Genomic DNA, 17,934 nt, shown 5'->3' with positions numbered 1-17,934 from the left:
CATGGACCTGACCACAGACTCCGAGGAACTTCAACTGCTGGCCGACTCGATACGCACCGCGATGGGCACGACTTCCGGCGCCAAGCTCGATACGGCGCTGACCGACCTCGGCTGGCACGACATGCTGGACGAAATCCCGGATTTTGCAATCCCTCTGGTGTTTCGGCTACTCGGCGAGACCGGTGCGCACGCGCCAGTGCTCAACGACGTGGTGCTGCGTGCGGCCGGCAATACACCGGGCGGTGTCACCCCGCTTCCGTTCGCCGGCGGCTCCTGGGTGGTGTGGAAACGTGAAGACGCTCCAAGTTCGGCGATAGACGATCAGCTGCCGATACATCCTGTGGCAGAGGGGGATTCAGCTTCCCAGGCCGGACTTGCCGCCGGGCGGCGGGCATTGGGCTGGTGGCTGGTCGGCGCCGGCCGCGCGATGCTGACGCTAGCGCGCCAGCACGCCCTGGATCGTGTCCAGTTCGGCCGCCATATCAGCTCGTTTCAGGCGATCCGGCACCGACTGGCCGAGACGCTGGTCACGATCGAGGGCGCCGAGGCGACCCTGCACGCCGCCGGCACGGCATCCGATGATCCGGACGACCTGGCCAGCTTGCTGGCCAAGGCGGCGGCCGGCCAGGCGGCACTGACCGCGGCGCGTCACTGCCAGCAGGTGCTCGGTGGTATCGGGTTCACCGCCGAACATCAGTTGCACTGCCACGTCAAACGGTCGCTGATTCTGGACAGCCTGCTCGGCAGCGCACGAGAACTGACCGGGCAGGCTGGAGCGGCGTTGCGGGCCAACGGATCTGCACCACGGCTGGTGCAGCTGTAGCAGCGGCGGAAGCGGACTGCCTAGAATTGGCGCACATGCGCTACCCCGTAGAACCCCGAAATCAGGCCGGCGCCGCGTCGGTGATCCTGGGCGGGTTGGCAGTGGCCACCTGCTGGCTGCTGCTCGGAGTGCCCTTGGGTATCGCGGCCCTGCTGACGGGCGACATCGCCCGGCGGCGGGTCGGCCGCGGTGAAGCGACGAATCACCGGGCCGCAATAGCCGGCATGGTGTTAGGGACGGTGGCGATCGTGGCCGGGCTCATCGCCATCGGCTACTACTCCTGGCTGGACTCCCAGGATCCGGGCCGTCTGCAGCGGTGCCTGGACAACCCCGCCACCACCAACTGCTAACCGCGGGGCAGCCCCAGGACGCGCTCGGCAATGATGTTGCGCTGAACTTCGGAAGTGCCTCCCGCGATGGTCGCGGCGAAGGTGCGTGTGTAGCGGTCGAACCAGCTGCCGTAGTGGCTGTCCAAGTTGAGTGGCGCGAACGGGGCGGTGACCCCACGCAATACCAGGCCGTCGCCCCCCTTGGCGCCCAGAGCGTCCTCACAGGCACGTTGCATCGCCTCTGAACCCAGCAGCTTGAGCACCGATTGGGCGGGTACGTCCTCTTCACCGCGTGCGGCCTTGGCCAGAGTCGCCGACCCCAATAGCCGCATCGCGTAAAAATCCATCACCAGCGTCGCGTAGCGATCCCGCTGCACGGAACCCGATGGGCTGGACTCGACGGTCATCGCGTGCAGCATGTCCGCGTAATCCAGCCAGAGCATGGCGCGCTCGTGACCGAGCGAACCGGTGGCGACGCGCCAACCCGCGTTGAGCTCCCCCACCAAGTTCTCGGCCGATACCCGCGCATCGGTGAAAAAGACCTCGTTGAAGTCGACATCCTCGATGTCACCCACCGAGGCGAACGGCCGACAGACCACACCGGGAGTGTCGGTCGGAATCAGTAAAGCGCTGATACCCTTGTGTTTTGGTGCGTCCGGGCCGGTGCGCACGAATGTCAGCAGCACATCGGCGTGATGGGCACCCGACGTCCACACCTTCTGTCCGTTGACGACGAAGTCGTCGCCGTCAAGTACCGCCCGGGTTTTCAACGACGCTAGATCCGAACCGGCTCCGGGCTCGCTCATACCCAGCGACGCGGTCATCTCCGCGCGCAGAATCGGCACCGCCCAGCGCTGCTTTTGTTCCGGCGTGCCGAATGACAGCAGCGAGGCCGCGATGATGCCCACGCCCTGTGGATTGAAACTCTGATAGATCCGCCGTCGCGACAACTCCTCGAGGTACACGTATTGCTGCAACAGCGTGGCGTTGCGCCCACCGAACTCCGGCGGGTTGCTAGGCAGCAGCCACCCGTTGTCGAAGAGCAGCCGTTGCCAGCGGCGGGCCCACTCCGGAATGTCCGAACTCGACCGCGGCCGCTCGCCGGTCACCGCCGCGTCGAGAGGATTCGCGTCGAGGAAAGCCGCAAATTCCGCACGGAACTCCTCGACATCGGAGTCAAAGGTCAGCTGCACAGCACTCCCTGAGATATTCGCTAAGCGCGTGGGCATCGGTAGATCCGGGTTTCCGCCGACGGCGCGGTTCACTCTTGCTAATCCGCTTCTATACACACGTGTAGGAGAATAGTATTCTCGTGGCAAGGAAGTTACAATCTCCGACATATGTTCCATGAGGGGGTCGAGCGCACCGATGTCACGGCGTTCTCCGGTAGAGTCCAACCATGTTCTCCCCTCGCGGCAACCGTCCGAGTCCTCGGTGACCAATCCAAGCGAAGAGCCGGCCTGGAAGCAGCGCGCCGTCGAGCGTTCCATCAAGACTGCGAAACTGCGTGCGGCACAGCGCGTTCAGCGCTTCCTCGATGCGGCCCAGGCGATCATCATCGAGAAGGGCAGCACGGACTTTACCGTCCAGGAGGTCGTGGACCGCTCGCGCCAGTCGCTGCGGAGCTTCTACCTGCAGTTTGACGGTAAGCACGAACTGCTGCTCGCGTTGTTCGAAGATGCGCTGAGCCGCTCGGCCGACCAGATCCGGGCCGCGACTGAAAGCCATTCCGACCCGCTCGAGCGGCTCCAGGTTGCCATCGAGCTGTTGTACGAGGCCTCGCGACCGGACCCCGAAGCCAAGCGCCCGCTGTTCACCGACTTTGCACCGCGGTTGCTGGTAACACACCCGGCCGAGGTCAAGATCGCACATGCACCACTGCTTGCGTTGCTGACCGAGCTCATGGAAGCCGCCTACGACGCCGGCAAGTTGCGCGACGGACTCAATCCCCGCCGCATTGCCGCGATGGCAATGCAAACGGTCATGTTCATCGCGCAGTCCAGCGGCGGCCCCGACGACGCGACGATCCACCCGATCACCGCCGACGAGGTATGGGATTTCTGCTCGGCCGGATTCGTCGGCTAGCACTCACCAGCGCGGACCCCGAGAGGCCCGCCTCGCCCCTCTGACCTGAGCAAATAACGCACGCGATTTGCTTGATGAGAATATGATTCTCTAATATTTAGAATTACAAATAGCCAAAACGGATTCGCCGTTGACACCTATTGCCGGGTGATGACAGAGTTCAGTGGCGGCACCCGCCCCGCTCCCCTGGGAACGGGGCGCACGCGGTTCCTGCGAGCGCGGCAGTTCTGAGCGCAGACGTGCCGGTGCGATCAACGAATTGAGGTAGTGATGACTGGACGTGTTGAAGGCAAAGTTGCTTTCGTCACCGGCGCGGCGCGTGGTCAGGGGCGTGCACATGCGGTGCGGTTGGCCCAGGAGGGCGCCGACATCATCGCAGTCGACATCTGCAAGAAGATCGACACCGTGGATCTCATCGCCGCCTCCACGCCGGAGGATCTGGCCGAGACCGCAGATCTGGTGAAGGCACACAACCGTCGGATCTACACCGCCGAGGTCGACGTCCGGGACTACGACGCGCTCAAGTCCGCTGTGGACACCGGCGTCGAGCAGCTCGGCAAGCTCGACATCATCGTCGCCAACGCAGGCATCGGCAACGGCGGCCAGACGCTGGACAAGACCAGCGAGACCGACTGGACCGCCATGATCGACATCAACCTCGCCGGCGTATGGAAGACCGTGAAAGCCGGTGTGCCGCATATCCTCGCGGGCGGCAACGGCGGCTCGATCATCCTCACCAGCTCGGTCGGCGGCCTCAAGGCATATCCGCACACCGGCCACTACGTCGCCGCTAAGCACGGTGTGGTGGGCTTGATGCGCACCTTCGCCGTCGAACTCGGCGCGCAGAACATCCGCGTCAACTCCGTGCACCCGACCAACGTCAACACCCCTCTGTTCATGAACGAGGGGACCATGAAGCTGTTCCGTCCCGATCTGGAGAACCCGGGACCCGATGACATGAAGGTCGTCGGTCAGCTGATGCACACCCTGCCGATCGGCTGGGTCGAGCCCGAGGACATCGCCAACGCGGTGCTGTTCCTGGCATCCGACGAGGCGCGTTACATTACCGGCGTCACGCTGCCCGTCGACGGTGGCAGCTGCCTGAAGTAGCCGCTAGAACGGGCTGCTGTTGGACTGCCATTCGGCCTCTTCCGGCCGCGGCCCGTAACGGCGGGCGTAGTCCTCGTGCATCCGTGCCTGTTTCTGGCGGTTGATCACATCGACCAAGTTCGGGTCCAGTCCATGGACTGCCAGTCGGTGCCGTCGCCAAACCTTGTTCAGCGCAAAGGTTATCACCAGCGCCCAGGCGTAGAGCGGTACCGTCATCTCGGTGTGCACGTAGAGCGAGGCGGGTAGCAGCCAGAACGGGGCGAGGACGAACAGGGGCGGTATTGCCCACCTGATCATGTGCCGGCGGATGGCTCCCTCGCCGGCCAGGTCGTGTGCGACCCAGCTGTGCATCGAGTCGGGTAGGCGCCGGCCGTAGGCATAGCCGATGCGCTGCCAGAGACTGGGTTTCGCGGCGGTCATGGTGACTCCTGAGTATTGCAGTGCGCCCGCCGCCACGGCGGCGGCGTTGATTCGGGTCAGGACCTGATGCAGGTTCTCGAGTTCAGTCAGCTCGACACCCAGCCGTGCGGTGACGGCGGGTGGAATCTCAAGTGCGCGCTCGCGCAAGGCAATTCCGCGTTTGGTGAGCATGACGTCGGTGCTGCGCTCGTCGGAGGCATTCTTGGCGCGGTTGATCAGGCCAAGTCCGTCCAAGCGTTTGAGCATCGGCGAGAGCGTGGCCGAGTCCAACTGCAACGCGGCCGCGATCTGCTTGACCGACAGCGGCGACTGGTCGGCCCCGGGAGTCTTGCGGTGATCCCACAGCGCCAGCATCACCAGATATTGCGGATGAGTCAGGCCAAGCGGCTCCAGTAGAGGTCGGTACACCGCCAAAACCGCCCGGTTGGTCGTCGCCAGCGCGAAGCACACCTGGTGCTCGAGTGCCAGCGGATCGATCTCACGTGCGGTCAGCCTCGCCACGCTTACATCGTGCCCTAATAGTTCGTGTCCTATCAATATGGGTTCTCTCACATTGGTGAGGCGCAGGGTTGGACCGCGGTCAGGGCGTCGGATCTAGAGTAATACTCTCGCATTCCATGGACGGATTTGTTGGGCGCGGGGCAGTCATCACCGGCGGTGCAAGCGGAATCGGCTTCGCTACCGCCACCGAGTTCGCCCGCCGCGGAGCCCGCGTGATGCTGGCCGACGTCGACAAGGCAACGCTGGAGCGTGCCGTGGCACACCTGAATGGCGAGGGCGTCGAAGCCTACGGTGTGGAGTGCGACGTGCGGAATCTCGACGAGATGGTTCACCTCGCGGACGAGGCGTTCCGCCTGCTCGGTCAGGTCGACATCGTTTTCAGCAACGCCGGCATCGTTGTCGCGGGCCCGCTCGTGGCGATGACGCACGAGGACTGGCGCTGGGTGATCGACATCGATTTGTGGGGCTCAATCCACGCCGTCGAGGCGTTCGTGCCGAAGTTGATCGAGCAGGGCAAGGGCGGACACATCGCCTTTACCGCGTCGTTTGCCGGGCTGGTGCCCAATGCCGGCCTCGGGGCGTACGGCGTCGCCAAGTATGGCGTTGTCGGCTTGGCCGAGACGTTGGCCCGCGAGGTCAAGGACAACGGCATCGGCGTCTCAGTGCTCTGCCCGATGGTCGTGGAAACCAAACTGGTCTCCAACTCCGAACGCATCCGCGGCGGGGATTACGGTCTCGCCTCAGCACCCGACCTGACAGAGGGGTTCGGCCCGCTCCCGCCGACGCAGGACGAGGCAGTGTCGGTGGACGACGTGGCGCGGCTGACCGCGGACGCGATTGCGGCCAATCGGTTGTACATCCTGCCGCACGAGGCGGCGCGGGCCTCGGTCAAGCGCCGGTTCGAACGCATCGACCAAGCCTTCGACGAGCAGGCCGCCCAGGGGTGGAAGCACTAGCCCCCTTCGGCCAAATTGCCCTTGAACTCGTCAACACAGCGCCTCGTTCAGTAAGTATCGGCTGCGTCGTGTGAACGCGCCGGAAGGGGCGGGCATGCATTCTCAATCGGCAAACAGCGAACTACTGCACCGAATTGCGGCAGGAACCGCCAGAGAGACGTTCGAGGTGTTCGGTCCCAGCGTCGAGTTCGTAACTTGGTCCGACGATGAGCACGGTCAGTTCTGCGTCATGCGCGGCGTCATTCCGCCCGGCACAACCGTGCCGATCCACAGCCATCCCGACGCCGAGGACTTCCTCATCCTTTCCGGTACCCAGCAGGTACTGATCCAGACCGACCATGGACTCGAGTGGCACGATGCCCAAGCAGGGGATTACGTGCGGATACCTGGCGAAGTGCTACGTGCGCACCGCAATGTGTCGGACGAGCCGGCAGTGGATCTCGTCGTGACCACCTTGCGACTGGGCAATTTCTTCAAAGAGGTCGGCATACCGGCGACGGGCGAGCCCGTTCCCGTCACGGCCGAGCGCCTCGGGCATTTCATCGCCACTACAGAGAAGTACGGGTACGTACTCGCCAGCGCGGAAGAGAATGCGGCGGCGGGAATTGACCTGCCAGTGTTTTCTGGCTGACGGCGCCAAGCGCCGGCGGCATTGATTCAGATTGACGCACTACTGAATCGCCGGTCAGCTCCCCGTACGCATCGCCGGTGCGCTACCGATCACGCCGTCAGCTTCAAGGTCCGCGATCTCTGCGGGGCTCAGGCCTAATTCGGCCAGCAGCTCGTGGTTGTGCTGCCCCAGGGTGGGTGCGGGATTGGCGTGAAACAGCTCCGGCCCGCCCGAGAACCTCATCGGGATGGTGCCCAGGCGGGCTCGGCCGCTCACCGGATGCTCGACTTCTTCGAAGAAGCCGCGAGACGCCAACTGCTCCAGCTCGGTCTGCCGATGCGGTTGCAGGACTTTGGCCGCCGGCACGCCGGCCTCCCAGAGGACCGCTACGATGTCGTCGCGGCTGCGGCTTGCGCACCAGGCGCTGAGGTGTTCGTCGATCAAATCGTGTTGTGTGCTCCGGCCGGCCTCGGTGCACAGATCGGGATTGGTTGCCCACGAAGGTGATCCGAGTGCCTGGCATAACTTATGCCACTGCTCGTCGGTTGCCACGGCGACGGCGACCCAGCTGTCGAGCCGGCCGAATTCGTCGATGTCGGCGCTGCGGTACAAATTCTGGGGCGCGGCCGTTGGTCCCCGGTTACCGTCACGCTCCAGCAGCGCCCCGTACGCCGAGTACTCGATGATCTGTTCGGCGGAGATACTCAGTGCCGCATCGACCATCGCGGCTTCGACGAACACGCCCTCGCCGGTGCGCCGACGGTGTTCCAGCGCCAGCAGTATCGCGTTGAGCGCATGCACACCCGCGTTCGGATCACCGATCGAATAGGGGTCATACGGTGTGCGGTCCGGATAGCCGGTGAGCCAAGTTACGCCGGCCGCAGATTCGATGACGTAGGCGAATGCCGGGTTGTCGCGCCATGGCCCTTCGAGACCGAAACCGGGCATCCGCACCATCACCACGTCCGGCCGAATCGCTTGAATGGCAGCGAAATCCAGGCCCATCTGGTCCAGTACCCGCGGCGTGAAATTCTCCACGACCACGTCGCACGTTGCGATGAGCTGAAGTAGCAGCTCCCGCCCGCGGGGACTCTGCAGGTCGAGTGTCAGGCCCTTCTTATTGGTGTTCAGTGCCTCGAAGATGGGCGACTTTTCCCACCACTGGTCCTCGGTGACCGGTATGCCGGCGATCAGCCGAGTGCCATCCGGGCGACGGGTGGATTCGACGTGGATCACCTCGGCACCAAGCATGGCCAGAAAGTGGGTTCCGCACGGGCCGGCCCAGAATGTCGTCATGTCTAACACTCGAAGATCGCTGAACGGCAACGCTTTTGCAACCCCGTCCGGTTCGTGCCGCGGCGACAGATTCGCGGTGCGATAGTGCTGGGTGTGCTCCCCCAACCGCGGCGCCGGATGTGGCTGGCGCAATTGCGCGGGCCGCATCCGATAGGGGTGACTCGGCTGCTGGAAGCCGTAGCGCGGATTGCGGACGAATAAACCGCGCTCGGCGAACTGATCGAACGACGTCACGTTGGCACCGTTGGCGACGGGCGCGTTGGGAATCCGGAACGCCGTCGCCAGTTCCCGGATTTCGTCGACCGGCGTGGCGGCCAGCCAGGCGAAGATCTCGTCGGCGTAGATGTTGGCCAGTTCGGTGATCGACAGCGGCGACTCCTCGTCGATCCACTCCGGGTGACCGACCATCGCACACAAGTCAAACCACTGCTGCGCAGTTCCACACCCGAGATCCACCAGGCCGTCCTTCGCCTGAGCCACTCCGGGCACCGTCGGCCGCCGGGCATCTCGCCATGGCCGCCCGAGCAGTTCGAAGTAGGTGACCGGGTAATACGTTAGGCACAGGATCTGGGTTTCGAGCATCGACAGATCCAGCAGTTCGCCTGTCCCGCCGTCGATTCGGCGGTACCGAGACGTCAAGGTGGCCACGCTTGCGTAGGCGCCGGCCAGATACTCGCCGACCTGGCCACCGATGAAGACGGGCGCCCGCTCCTGCTCGCCACGGCCGAGCCCGACAATTCCGCCCGACCACGCCTGCAGCGTGAACTCGGTCGCGGCGCGGTCGCGCCAGGGGCCCTCGAGCCCGAACGGCGTAATCGCGGTGACGGTGAGATGAGGATGGCGGCCGCGGATGGCGTGCGGCGTAAAGTCCTGGTGCTCGGTGACTTTCGAACCGACAGACCAGACCACCGCGTCCGCCGACGCGAGCAGACGGTTCACGAGTTCGGCATCCTCGTTGGGATCGGCGACCACGCTGTGTTTTGCGCCGGACAGGAAACTGAACAAGGCGCCGTCACTGTCGGACGGGATGGCGGCACCCGAAGCCGACCACGCGCGCAGCGGATCACCTTCTGGTGATTCGACTTTGATGACATCGGCGCCGCCGTCGGCGAGCAGCTTGGTGCAGTACGCGCCCGCGATACCGGTGGACAGATCGATCACCCGGTATCCGGTCAGTGGCGGCTCGACGTGGTGCTGCGCCACTATTTCTTTCTCTTCGCTTTGACGTCCCTGCCGGCCGCCGGCTGGACGGGGTCGGGCATGGTCAGGGCTGCCAGAACGGGCTCGCGGTGAGCACTTCGGAGCCGTCAGCGGTGATCAGGACCGCTTCCCGGCCGAACACCGCGCCGACTCCCTCTTCCCACACGTAGCCCGTCACCGCGAGCACCATCCCCGGCTCCAGACGTTCCCGCACCGCGGTTGCGGGTAGGTGGTTGGAGACCACCGGCGGGTCAAATCCCATGCCCAAGCCGCGGGCCACCGGCATCGGCGGCTCCGGCTCTCCGGCTGCCTGGTAGGCGGCAAGGAGTTCGACGGCTCCCGAACCAGGGCGGCAGGCGGCGATCAGCTTGCCCCACAGGCTCTCCCAGCGACCGTACAGCGCCGCGGCGCCGTTGGGGACGTGCCTGCGGTCCGCCGGCCAGGTCCGGCCGACCTCACCGACATAGCCGCCCGCCAGGACTCCGGCGGAGAACGCCACCAGATCGCCATCCTGGATACGACCGTCACCATCGGCACGTCGCCAGGGGTGCGTCCGTGAAGTCACCCATGCCACATCTTGATTCGACGGGGTGCTCACGCCGCCGGCCGCCGAGGCCTCCAGTAAGACACCGGCCAGCGCCGGTTCGCGTACGCCGGGCCGCAACTCGGACACCGCGGCCGCCAGAGCCGCTTCGGCCACCGCGACGGATTCCCGCAGCGCCGCGATCTCCTCGGCCGTCTTGATCCGGCGAGCGGACCGCATGGCCAGCTCCCCGTCGACCAGTTGTGCATTGGGAAACGCTGTTGGCAGCAGCTGAGCCATCACCGGTGAAAGCGCATCGGTTCCGACCCGCCGGGCGGCTACCGCACCGTCGATGCGGCTCAGCGCCGCCATGGTGTTCACCGGATTCCACGAGATGCCGTAAAGGTTCTCGTGCGGGATGTCGTCGGGAACGCCCTCGTCCCAGGTGCTGAGGAGGTGCACGGCGCCGGTCTCGCGCACCAGCACACAGGTCGGCCCGAACGGCCGGGTACCGGCGACCCACAGTTGCGGCGCCCCGGTCACGTAACGGACGTTGGCCTGCCGGCCGAGGACCAGAACATCGAGATCGTGTGCCGCCATTTGGTCTAGCGCCCGCTGGCGACGCCCCAAGCGCAGCGTGCGCTCGTCGGGCAGGACTTCAGTTCCCATAAGGGTCATAGGGGTAGTTGGTCAAACGAATCCAGCCTTCCTCGGTAATCACCAGCACCTCTTCGCTGCGATAGCCGCCGGTTCCGTCTTCCCACACCACCGGCTCGAGGACCAGCACCATCCCGGCTTGCAGAACGAAACTCTCGTCGAAGTCCTGGCCGAGATCTGTTCCGATCATCGGCATTTCGGCGGCGTTGACTCCGATGCCATGACCCAGATAGAAGTGCGGCAGCCACGGCTTGGTGCCGCCGTTGGCCAAGATAGCGGCCCGGCCCAGATCTGCGGCGGTGGCACCGGCCTTGGCGACACCGAGCACCGCGCTGATGATCTCGAACCATTTGTCGAATTGCGCCTGCTGACGCGGCGACGGGTCACGGCCGACGATCCAGGTGCGCCCGAAGTCGGAGCAGTAACCCTGGTAGGTGATGCTGACGTCGGTCCACAGCACGTCACCTTCGGCCAGCTCACGCTCGGTGGTCAACAGTGGTAGCGCCAGATCGCCGTGCGTGGTCCACACGCCCTCGGCCTTGCTCGACGGCATCACCTGCCAGATCGGTTCGAGCATGCTGGCCGTTGCCCCCAACTCGAAGGCGCGGCGCAAAAAGCTTGCCGACAAATCGATCTGGCGGATTCCGGGGGCCAGCTGCTTCTGGACTTCGACCATGGCTTCGTCGGTGATCCGGATCGCGGTGCGCATGCACGACAATTCATCCGGAGTCTTGACCGACTTGGCCGCACTGACGATGGCCGCGGCATCGACGGGAGCGCCGCCCGGGAACAACAGATTCGCGGCACGAGACATCGCACCGGTGCACTCGTCGACCGCGATCACCGCTGCGGGCGGAATCAGGCCGGCGATCGTGCGTGCGAAATTGGCTACGCCTTCTTCGAATTCGAGATAGACCGGCCCGTGCAAGTGATCGGCGGGCAAGTCGGACTCCTGTGACGCTCCCTCGCGGAACGGCAGGAACAGGTGTGGCCACTCGTCATTGGCGACCACCACGGCCACCGGTCGCTCGACGTACGACAGGCCGGCGTCGCCGAGGGGCCAGCTGGCACCGGTGGCGTAGACCACGGCGTTGTTGCCCAGCAGGATCATCGCGTCGACGCCCCGGGCGGCCATGGCCGCCCGCAGCCGCGCCCCGGTCTCGCGACGTAAGCGAGGGAGGTCCGGCGTTTCGGGAATCACCAGGCCGTTGCCGGTGCTGGTGTCGAGTCGCGCGAATGTCGTCACTACAGACCCAAGAACTTCGTGATGTTGTCGCTGACGATCTTCTTCGCGTTCGCCGAACCGACGGCGTCGACAACGGCTTTCAGCGACTTCTCGGAATAGCCGTAAGTGCTTTCGTTGTGCGGATAGTCGCTGGACCACATCACCCTGTCCACCCCGATCTGGTCGATCAGTTGCAGACCCAGCGGGTCGACCATGAACGATGCGCTCATGTGGGTGTCCCAGTAGTAGCGCACATCGTGCTCGAGCGGCCGGTTGAACATATGCTGGTAGGACGCGACCAGGTGCTCGGCATCTTGCAAAGCCCAAGGCACCCAGGCGATCCCGCCTTCGAACCAGCCGATGCGCAGGCTGGGATGGTCGTCGAGAATTCCGGTGAAGAGGTACTTGGCGAACTGCTCGCGGAAGCCGTCGACGTTGATCATCATGCCGACCACCACGCTGTTGAACTGGCATGGAGTTTTCGGCGGCGTCTCGCCGATGTGGTGCGTGATGGGCAGGCCGGCGGCTTCGATCTCGTCCCACACCGGCTTCATCGCGGTGCTTCCGTAGTCGATCACGTTGCCGTCGTCATCCTTGCCCGGGTTGAGCGGCAGCAGGAAGGTCTTGAGCCCCAAGGATTTCAGCTCTTCCAGGGTCTTCCTGGCGCCCTGCGGGTCCCACCAGTTGATTAGGCCGGCTCCGTAGAAGTGGCCGTTCGAGCGTTCCTGCAGCTCGGCGATGTACTCGTTGTAGATGCGGAACGCGAGTTCGCGAAGTTGCTTGTCGGGGTAATGAAACAGCGCAAGTATCGCGTTGGGGAAGGCCAGTTCCTTCTCGACGCCGTCCTCGCGAAGCTCTTGGATCCGGGCCTCGATGTTGGTGCTCGCGGCACCGGGCAGGTCGTCGTACTGCATCAGCACGGCGCTGAAGTCGCCCGGCAGGAACGATTGCCCCTTACGGCCGACTTGGTAGGCACCGTCCTCGTACCAGATCCGCGGCGCCTTGTCCTTCAGGTCTTCCGGGAAGCGCTCGTAGAAGATGTCGTCGGCCAGCGAAATATGGTTATCGGCAGAGAAGACCACGGTCCCCTGCGGCAGCCCGACATCGCTGTCTGCGGCGTGACCGCGGCGATCCTTCGGGGCGCCATAACCTCCGGGCGGGTAAAGCGAAGCGGTGGTTGTCGGCGTTGACATTATTGACCCTCCGTTTGGATCGGCATTTCAGAAGTGATCATCGGGCTGTTCAATGGATTTCGCTCACCAGGTAATTGGGAGTTCGTAGACGCCGTAGGCGAGTCGATCGTGTTTGAAGGGGACGTCTTCGAACGGCACGGCCAGTTTCATGGTCGGGACGCGCCGCACGAGTGTCTGGAACACGATCTGCAGTTCCGCCCGCGCGAGTTGCTGACCCACGCATTGGTGACGGCCGTAACCGAATGCGACATTGCGGTCGGCCCCGGCGCGGTGCACATACAGCCGGTCGGGCTCGGGGAAGGCGTCGGCATCCCAGTTGGCGGGGGCGAGGTCGATGATGATGCCTTCGCCAGCACGAATGGTCTCGCCGGCGATGTGGATGTCGTCGACCGCGACGCGACGCTGACCGTTCTGGATGATGCTGAGGTAGCGCAGCAACTCCTCCACCGCGCTGGCAAGGACTTTCGGGTCTTCGGCGTCACGGATCACCGCGAGCTGAGTGGGATTCTCCAGTAGGGCAAGCACTCCGAGACCGATCATGTTGGCGGTGGTCTCGTGCCCGGCGATCAGCAATCCGGTGCCGAGCTGCGCGGCTTCTTTGACACTGAGCTCGCCGGCCTTGACGCGGTCGGCCAGGTCGGAGATCGCATCCTCGGCGGGGTTCTCCATCTTTGTTTCGACCAACTGAGCCAGGTACTTGTGCAGGCTCATCGCACCTTTCATGGTGTCCTCTGCAGCGGCGAAGCGCGCGAGGCCAACATTGGCGTGGTGCTGGAACATCTCGGCGTCCTCGTAGGGCACGCCGAGCATCTGGCTGATCACCAGGGATGGGACCGGAAGCGCAATGCCGGCAACGATATCCGCGGGCTGCGGGCCGGCCAGCATCGTGTCGATGTGGTCGTCGGTGATCTGCTGGATCGTCGGCCGCAGGCCTTCCACCCGCCGGAAGGTGAACGGTTTCGACAGCATCCGCCGATAGCGGGTGTGCTCGTCGCCGTCGGCGGTGAACACCGATCGGGGCCGCTTGTGCACGGTCGACAACATGCCTTCGTTCCAGTGCGGGAAGCCGGACACCCGGTCATCGACGCTGACCCGGGAATCGGAAAACAGCTCGCGCACTTGCTCGTAACCCGTGATGAGCCACGGCGTGCTGCCGTCCCAGATGCGAACCCGGGACAGTGGCCGCTCTTGTGCCAGGGCCATGACATCCGGGGGCGGGGCAAACGGGCAGCTCTCGTTGCGGGCCATCGGGTAGTCCGGAATCTCGGAAACGGCCGCGGCGGTCGTGCTTGTCAGTGCATCTGACATTTCATTCCTCGATGTAGATGGCCTGCGCAGGGCACGCCGCGGCGGCCTGGCGCACCCCGTCGGTCTGGTCGGCGGACGGCTGCTCAGTGAGCAGCTCGACGACACCGTCCTCGTCACGCTGGTCGAACACCTCGGGTGCATTCATCACGCAATTGCCCGAGGAGGCGCAAATGTTCTGGTCGACAGTCACTTTCATCTGCATGCTCTTCACTTGTACGGAGTTACCGGCGCCAGCCACAGGCCCACGATCGCGTCGATGAGGCCGAACGCGGCTGCGCGCCAGGAGGGCTGGGCCATCGCAGAGCCCGCGGCAAGCGCACGTTCGCGGTCGGCGCAGGTGTGCATCAACAGGTTTCGGGCCATGATGTTGCGTTCGAAGTGCACATCGGCCGGCAGGTTGGGCAGGCAGCGGTTGAAGCCATCGACCACCTGAACCAGCGACGGCGAGCTCAGCGCGCCCTTGACGACGATGTTGTAGTAAGCCGGATCGGTCATCGCCTGCGCGGCGAAGCGCGCGTACCAGGTGGGGTTGCCGAGGTCGTCCAGGTGGTCGGTGAGTGGGCGCACCAAGCAGGCCACCCAGGCTCGCAGTTCGCCCGACCCGCCCGACGCCTCCAGCTCGGTCACCATCTGCTCGCGCAGTTCCTCGACGGGCCCGCGGTGCTTCTCCTCGATGGCGCGCACCAGGTCGGCCTTGGTACCGAAGTGATAGCCGACCGCGGCGTTGTTGCCCTGCCCCGCGGCCTCGCTGACCTGCCTGTTCGACACCGCGAACATGCCGTGCTCGGCATACAGGCGTTCGGCCGCCACCAGGATCGCCTCCTGGGTGGAGCTGGCCCGTTCGGTACGAACAGCCCTGCCTGCCGCGGTCATTGGCCCAGTCAACCCCGTGGGCACGTTTAAGTCAAGCGCTTGATTTAAATGTTTTGACCGCGGACTCGAGCGTGACGCCGCAGTCACGCTGGACGCCGAACGTGACTGCAGCGTCACGCTCGAGCCGTTCGGTCATCCCTCGCGCTTCCTGGACTGGACGACCTTGCCCGCGACCGTCCCGCCGTCCACCGGCAGCACCGTTCCGGTGACGTAGCGCGACCGGTCGGTGGCGAAGTACAGGGCCGCCTCGGCGACGTCATCGGGCGTGCCGTCGCGCTTCAGCGGACGGTCGTCCCGCATGCCCTGGCGAATCCGCGCCTCGAATTCCTTCAGCTGCTCCGGGTCCAAACCGGCGGCCGACTTGCCCAAAATCGGCGTGGGAATGCTGCCCGGTGCAATGGCAATGACCCGAATCTCGTGGCGCGCCAGCTCAATTGCCGCGGACTTGGTGAACTGAATGACCGCCGCCTTGGACGCGCGATAGATCATCACGCCGCCGCCGGCCTGGATGCCGCCGATCGAGGTGATGTTGATGATGGATCCCCCGCCGTGTTCGGCCATGTGCCGCGCGGCATCTCGGGTGCCCGCCATCACGCCTAGCACGTTGACGCCCATGATGCGGTGGAAATCGGCGAGGTCGTCGTCGAGCAACTTCCGCAGGGCGCTAGAAACCCCGGCGTTGTTCACCATCACGTGCAAGCCGCCGAGTTTCTCGACGGCAGTGCTCACCAGCGCCCCCACCTGGTCGGGATCGGAGACATCCGTCGCCTGGTACAAAGCATTGACGCCAAGGCTCGCGGCAAGAGCCGCACCCCGGTCGGTGTCGACATCGGCGATCACGACCCGAGCGCCCTCGGCCACAAACCGCTCCACGAGGCCGCGACCGATGCCCGACGCCCCGCCGGTCACGATGGCAACCTTGCCGTCCAATTCATTAACCACACGACGAGTTAATCGGCGCCCACAGCTTTAAGTCAAGCAGTTGATTTAAGCCTGCGATCGTTACGTTAAAACAGCAAACTTTTGGCATCGTCGGCTCCAGGTCTGGCTAAGGTTTGGCGCATGAGTGAGCGGCGTCGATGAATCCCGATACCTCCTGCAGCTCCGATCAATGGAGCATGATCGCGTCGGCGTCGTCGACGTCGCAGCTCGCCGGTGTACTCGGCGGCTTCCTGATCACCGCAATCGCCTTGCTGTTCGACCGCAACAGCCGAGAAGGCGTGCACACGCTGGCATTGTTCTCGTCGGCGGTGCTGATCCTGATGCTCGACAGCTATCTGTTCAGCTTGATCAGCGGCACCCACCCGCCCGACAACGGTGATCGGCAGGCCATCTGCGCGATCGCCTGGACCCAGGGCAATTTGGCGACCGGGATGCTCGCGGCAGGCACCACCGCACTGTTCGGGGGGCTGGGCTGGATGCTCGCCAGTCACGCGGTAAACAAGGTGCCTACCGATGACCCCGCCGACATCCGCGCCTCCTGCTTCCTCGCCGACCTCGGCGGGTGGCTGACCTTCGGCGCCGCGATGGCGACAACGTTGATCATGAGCGAGACCAGCATCGACTACCTGCATTTTGTTCTCGGCCACCCGCCCGCGCTCTGGCTGACGGGAACGATCGTGACGTTCTGCGCGCTGGCCATCCTGCTCGATCTCGCGGTGGTCTACATCCGCACGAAAAACCTCAACCGCTCGCTGGCCGACACCACCGAGCCGACGCAGTTGGCGCTGCGGTCGATCAAGGTCGCCACGGTGGGAACCCTGTTCCTCGCCGTCGCAGCGTCCTGGCTTGCCGTGAGCCTGGCACGCTTTCCGATCGGCTGGCTGACGACACCTAACCGTGCGTTCGTCATGTTCGTTTTCGTACTCTCACTTCTCGTGCCAACGATCGTTTCGACCGCGGCCTGCTACTCGGTCGCCAGTACCGACGACGGGCTCGCCCGGCGCTTCGCCTAGCGGCTGTCGGGGGTTTCGCGCAGACGGCACAGACGCCATGCTGAACAGACCAGTTCATCGGGAAACTCGAAAGGCGCACTCATGAAGGTTTTGGTGGTCGGTGGCAGCGGGCTGATCGGATCGCAGGTTGTCGCCATGCTGACCGAGCAGGGCCATGAAGCTGTCCCGGCATCGCCGAGCTCGGGTGTCAACGCCATCACCGGGGCAGGCGTCGCCGAGGCCGTCGCCGGTGTCCACACGGTGGTGGATGTGTCCAACTCACCGTCCTGGGCCGACGACGACGTGTTGGAATTTTTCACCACCTCCACCCGCAACCTCCTCGAGGCAGAGCGCGCAGCAGGCGTAGCGCACCACGTCGCGCTCTCGATCGTCGGAGCCGAACGGTTGCCCGACAGCGGCTACATGCGGGCCAAGGTCGCCCAGGAGAAGGTGCTCAGGGAATCAGGATCTCCGCATTCGATCGTGCGGGCGACGCAGTTCTTCGAATTCGTTGGCGGCATCGCCGATTCGCTGGCCGACGGCGACACGGTCCGCGCGCCGCACGGGGCATTCCAGCCCATTTCTTCCGCGGATGTCGCCACGGCCGTCACCAGCGCGGCCACCGGCGATCCGACCAACGGGGTGATCAACATCGCCGGCCCAGAAAAACAAGGCATGGACGACTTCATTCGGACCTGGTTTGCCGCAACTGGCGATGCCCGCCAGGTGGTCACCGACCCCGATGCCCGCTATTACGGTGCCGTACTGGACGACAGCAGCATCGTCCCCATCGAAGGCGAAAAGGTAACCGTCTACCCCACCAACTTCAGCGATTGGATACCTTCGCGGGCTTGAACCGGCGCAGGCAGGCCAACCCTGGCATGTCAATGG

Annotated in this window: 17 protein-coding genes and 3 pseudogenes; 8 read left to right on the top strand and 12 right to left on the bottom strand. The window is 64.7% G+C overall.

The features are described 5' to 3' along the window. Position 1: 1 nt before the first annotated feature. Entirely contained in the window at positions 2 to 823 is an 822-nt protein-coding gene (locus tag DB708_RS22835) for an acyl-CoA dehydrogenase family protein (RefSeq protein ID WP_108925756.1), read from the top strand. Positions 824 to 858: 35 nt separating this feature from the next. Next, entirely contained in the window at positions 859 to 1,173 is a 315-nt protein-coding gene (locus tag DB708_RS22830) for a DUF4190 domain-containing protein (RefSeq protein ID WP_108925755.1), read from the top strand. On the opposite strand, the pseudogene DB708_RS28345 reads toward DB708_RS22830, so the two are convergent. Together DB708_RS28345 and DB708_RS28340 are read right to left on the bottom strand one after the other, a co-directional pair. Next, positions 1,170 to 1,631, bottom strand: a pseudogene (locus tag DB708_RS28345) (acyl-CoA dehydrogenase family protein); the annotation flags it as partial. The gene DB708_RS22830 and the pseudogene DB708_RS28345 sit on opposite strands and share 4 nt — an antisense overlap. A 60-nt stretch (positions 1,632 to 1,691) precedes the next feature. After that, positions 1,692 to 2,381: pseudogene (locus DB708_RS28340) on the bottom strand (acyl-CoA dehydrogenase family protein); the annotation flags it as partial. A gap of 205 nt (positions 2,382 to 2,586) precedes the next feature. Between DB708_RS28340 and DB708_RS22820 the strand changes: the two are divergent. Next, complete coding sequence (locus DB708_RS22820) at positions 2,587 to 3,237, top strand: TetR/AcrR family transcriptional regulator (RefSeq protein WP_108925753.1); 651 nt, start codon at positions 2,587 to 2,589, stop codon at positions 3,235 to 3,237. A 270-nt stretch (positions 3,238 to 3,507) separates the two neighbouring features. Further along, positions 3,508 to 4,347, top strand: a complete 840-nt coding sequence (locus tag DB708_RS22815) for a mycofactocin-coupled SDR family oxidoreductase (protein ID WP_108925752.1) — start codon at positions 3,508 to 3,510, stop codon at positions 4,345 to 4,347. 3 nt (positions 4,348 to 4,350) lie between these two features. Here the strand turns inward: DB708_RS22815 and DB708_RS22810 are convergent, their stop codons facing one another. After that, positions 4,351 to 4,767, bottom strand: coding sequence for a DUF5313 domain-containing protein (locus DB708_RS22810; RefSeq protein ID WP_108925862.1), 417 nt, complete (start codon positions 4,765 to 4,767; stop codon positions 4,351 to 4,353). Positions 4,768 to 4,782: 15 nt separating this feature from the next. Then, positions 4,783 to 5,268: pseudogene (locus DB708_RS22805) on the bottom strand (MarR family winged helix-turn-helix transcriptional regulator); the annotation flags it as partial. Positions 5,269 to 5,384: 116 nt separating this feature from the next. On the opposite strand from DB708_RS22805, the gene DB708_RS22800 reads away from it, so the two are divergent. After that, a complete protein-coding gene (locus DB708_RS22800; protein WP_108925751.1) occupies positions 5,385 to 6,224 on the top strand; it encodes an SDR family NAD(P)-dependent oxidoreductase in 840 nt (279 codons plus the stop codon). Positions 6,225 to 6,294: 70 nt separating this feature from the next. Continuing rightward, the gene (locus DB708_RS22795) at positions 6,295 to 6,855 is read left to right on the top strand and encodes a cupin domain-containing protein (protein ID WP_235616904.1); all 561 of its coding nucleotides are present in this window, start codon (positions 6,295 to 6,297) and stop codon (positions 6,853 to 6,855) included. Between the two features lie 54 nt (positions 6,856 to 6,909). On the opposite strand, the gene DB708_RS22790 is transcribed toward DB708_RS22795, so the two are convergent. The 8 genes from DB708_RS22790 to DB708_RS22755 all read right to left on the bottom strand — a co-directional run bounded on the left by DB708_RS22790 (position 6,910) and on the right by DB708_RS22755 (position 16,051). Further along, positions 6,910 to 9,333 (bottom strand): CaiB/BaiF CoA transferase family protein, encoded by a 2,424-nt coding sequence (locus DB708_RS22790; protein ID WP_235616903.1) that lies wholly within the window; start codon positions 9,331 to 9,333, stop codon positions 6,910 to 6,912. A gap of 61 nt (positions 9,334 to 9,394) precedes the next feature. Beyond that, positions 9,395 to 10,522, bottom strand: a complete 1,128-nt coding sequence (locus DB708_RS22785; RefSeq protein ID WP_108925749.1) for a M24 family metallopeptidase — start codon at positions 10,520 to 10,522, stop codon at positions 9,395 to 9,397. Then, entirely contained in the window at positions 10,512 to 11,756 is a 1,245-nt protein-coding gene (locus DB708_RS22780) for a M24 family metallopeptidase (RefSeq protein ID WP_108925748.1), read from the bottom strand. Before DB708_RS22780 ends, DB708_RS22785 begins: the two co-directional genes overlap by 11 nt. Further along, positions 11,756 to 12,817, bottom strand: a complete 1,062-nt coding sequence (locus DB708_RS22775; RefSeq protein ID WP_201263601.1) for an amidohydrolase family protein — start codon at positions 12,815 to 12,817, stop codon at positions 11,756 to 11,758. Before DB708_RS22775 ends, DB708_RS22780 begins: the two co-directional genes overlap by 1 nt. A 174-nt stretch (positions 12,818 to 12,991) precedes the next feature. Beyond that, a complete protein-coding gene (locus tag DB708_RS22770; protein ID WP_108925746.1) occupies positions 12,992 to 14,236 on the bottom strand; it encodes a cytochrome P450 in 1,245 nt (414 codons plus the stop codon). A gap of 1 nt (position 14,237) precedes the next feature. Continuing rightward, a complete protein-coding gene (locus tag DB708_RS22765) occupies positions 14,238 to 14,432 on the bottom strand; it encodes a ferredoxin (protein WP_108925860.1) in 195 nt (64 codons plus the stop codon). A gap of 11 nt (positions 14,433 to 14,443) precedes the next feature. Further along, entirely contained in the window at positions 14,444 to 15,109 is a 666-nt protein-coding gene (locus DB708_RS22760; RefSeq protein WP_108925745.1) for a TetR/AcrR family transcriptional regulator, read from the bottom strand. Positions 15,110 to 15,241: 132 nt separating this feature from the next. Continuing rightward, the gene (locus tag DB708_RS22755; RefSeq protein WP_108925744.1) at positions 15,242 to 16,051 is read right to left on the bottom strand and encodes an SDR family NAD(P)-dependent oxidoreductase; all 810 of its coding nucleotides are present in this window, start codon (positions 16,049 to 16,051) and stop codon (positions 15,242 to 15,244) included. A gap of 137 nt (positions 16,052 to 16,188) precedes the next feature. Between DB708_RS22755 and DB708_RS22750 the strand changes: the two genes are divergently transcribed. Both DB708_RS22750 and DB708_RS22745 read left to right on the top strand, forming a co-directional pair. After that, positions 16,189 to 17,064 (top strand): hypothetical protein, encoded by an 876-nt coding sequence (locus tag DB708_RS22750; RefSeq protein WP_108925743.1) that lies wholly within the window; start codon positions 16,189 to 16,191, stop codon positions 17,062 to 17,064. Between the two features lie 81 nt (positions 17,065 to 17,145). After that, the gene (locus tag DB708_RS22745) at positions 17,146 to 17,898 is read left to right on the top strand and encodes an SDR family oxidoreductase (RefSeq protein WP_108925742.1); all 753 of its coding nucleotides are present in this window, start codon (positions 17,146 to 17,148) and stop codon (positions 17,896 to 17,898) included. The last annotated feature ends 36 nt before the right edge of the window (positions 17,899 to 17,934 follow it).

This window comes from Mycobacterium montefiorense (assembly GCF_003112775.1).
Taxonomy (GTDB): Bacteria; Actinomycetota; Actinomycetes; order Mycobacteriales; family Mycobacteriaceae; genus Mycobacterium; species Mycobacterium montefiorense.
This window is presented reverse-complemented; position numbering and strand designations above follow the sequence as displayed.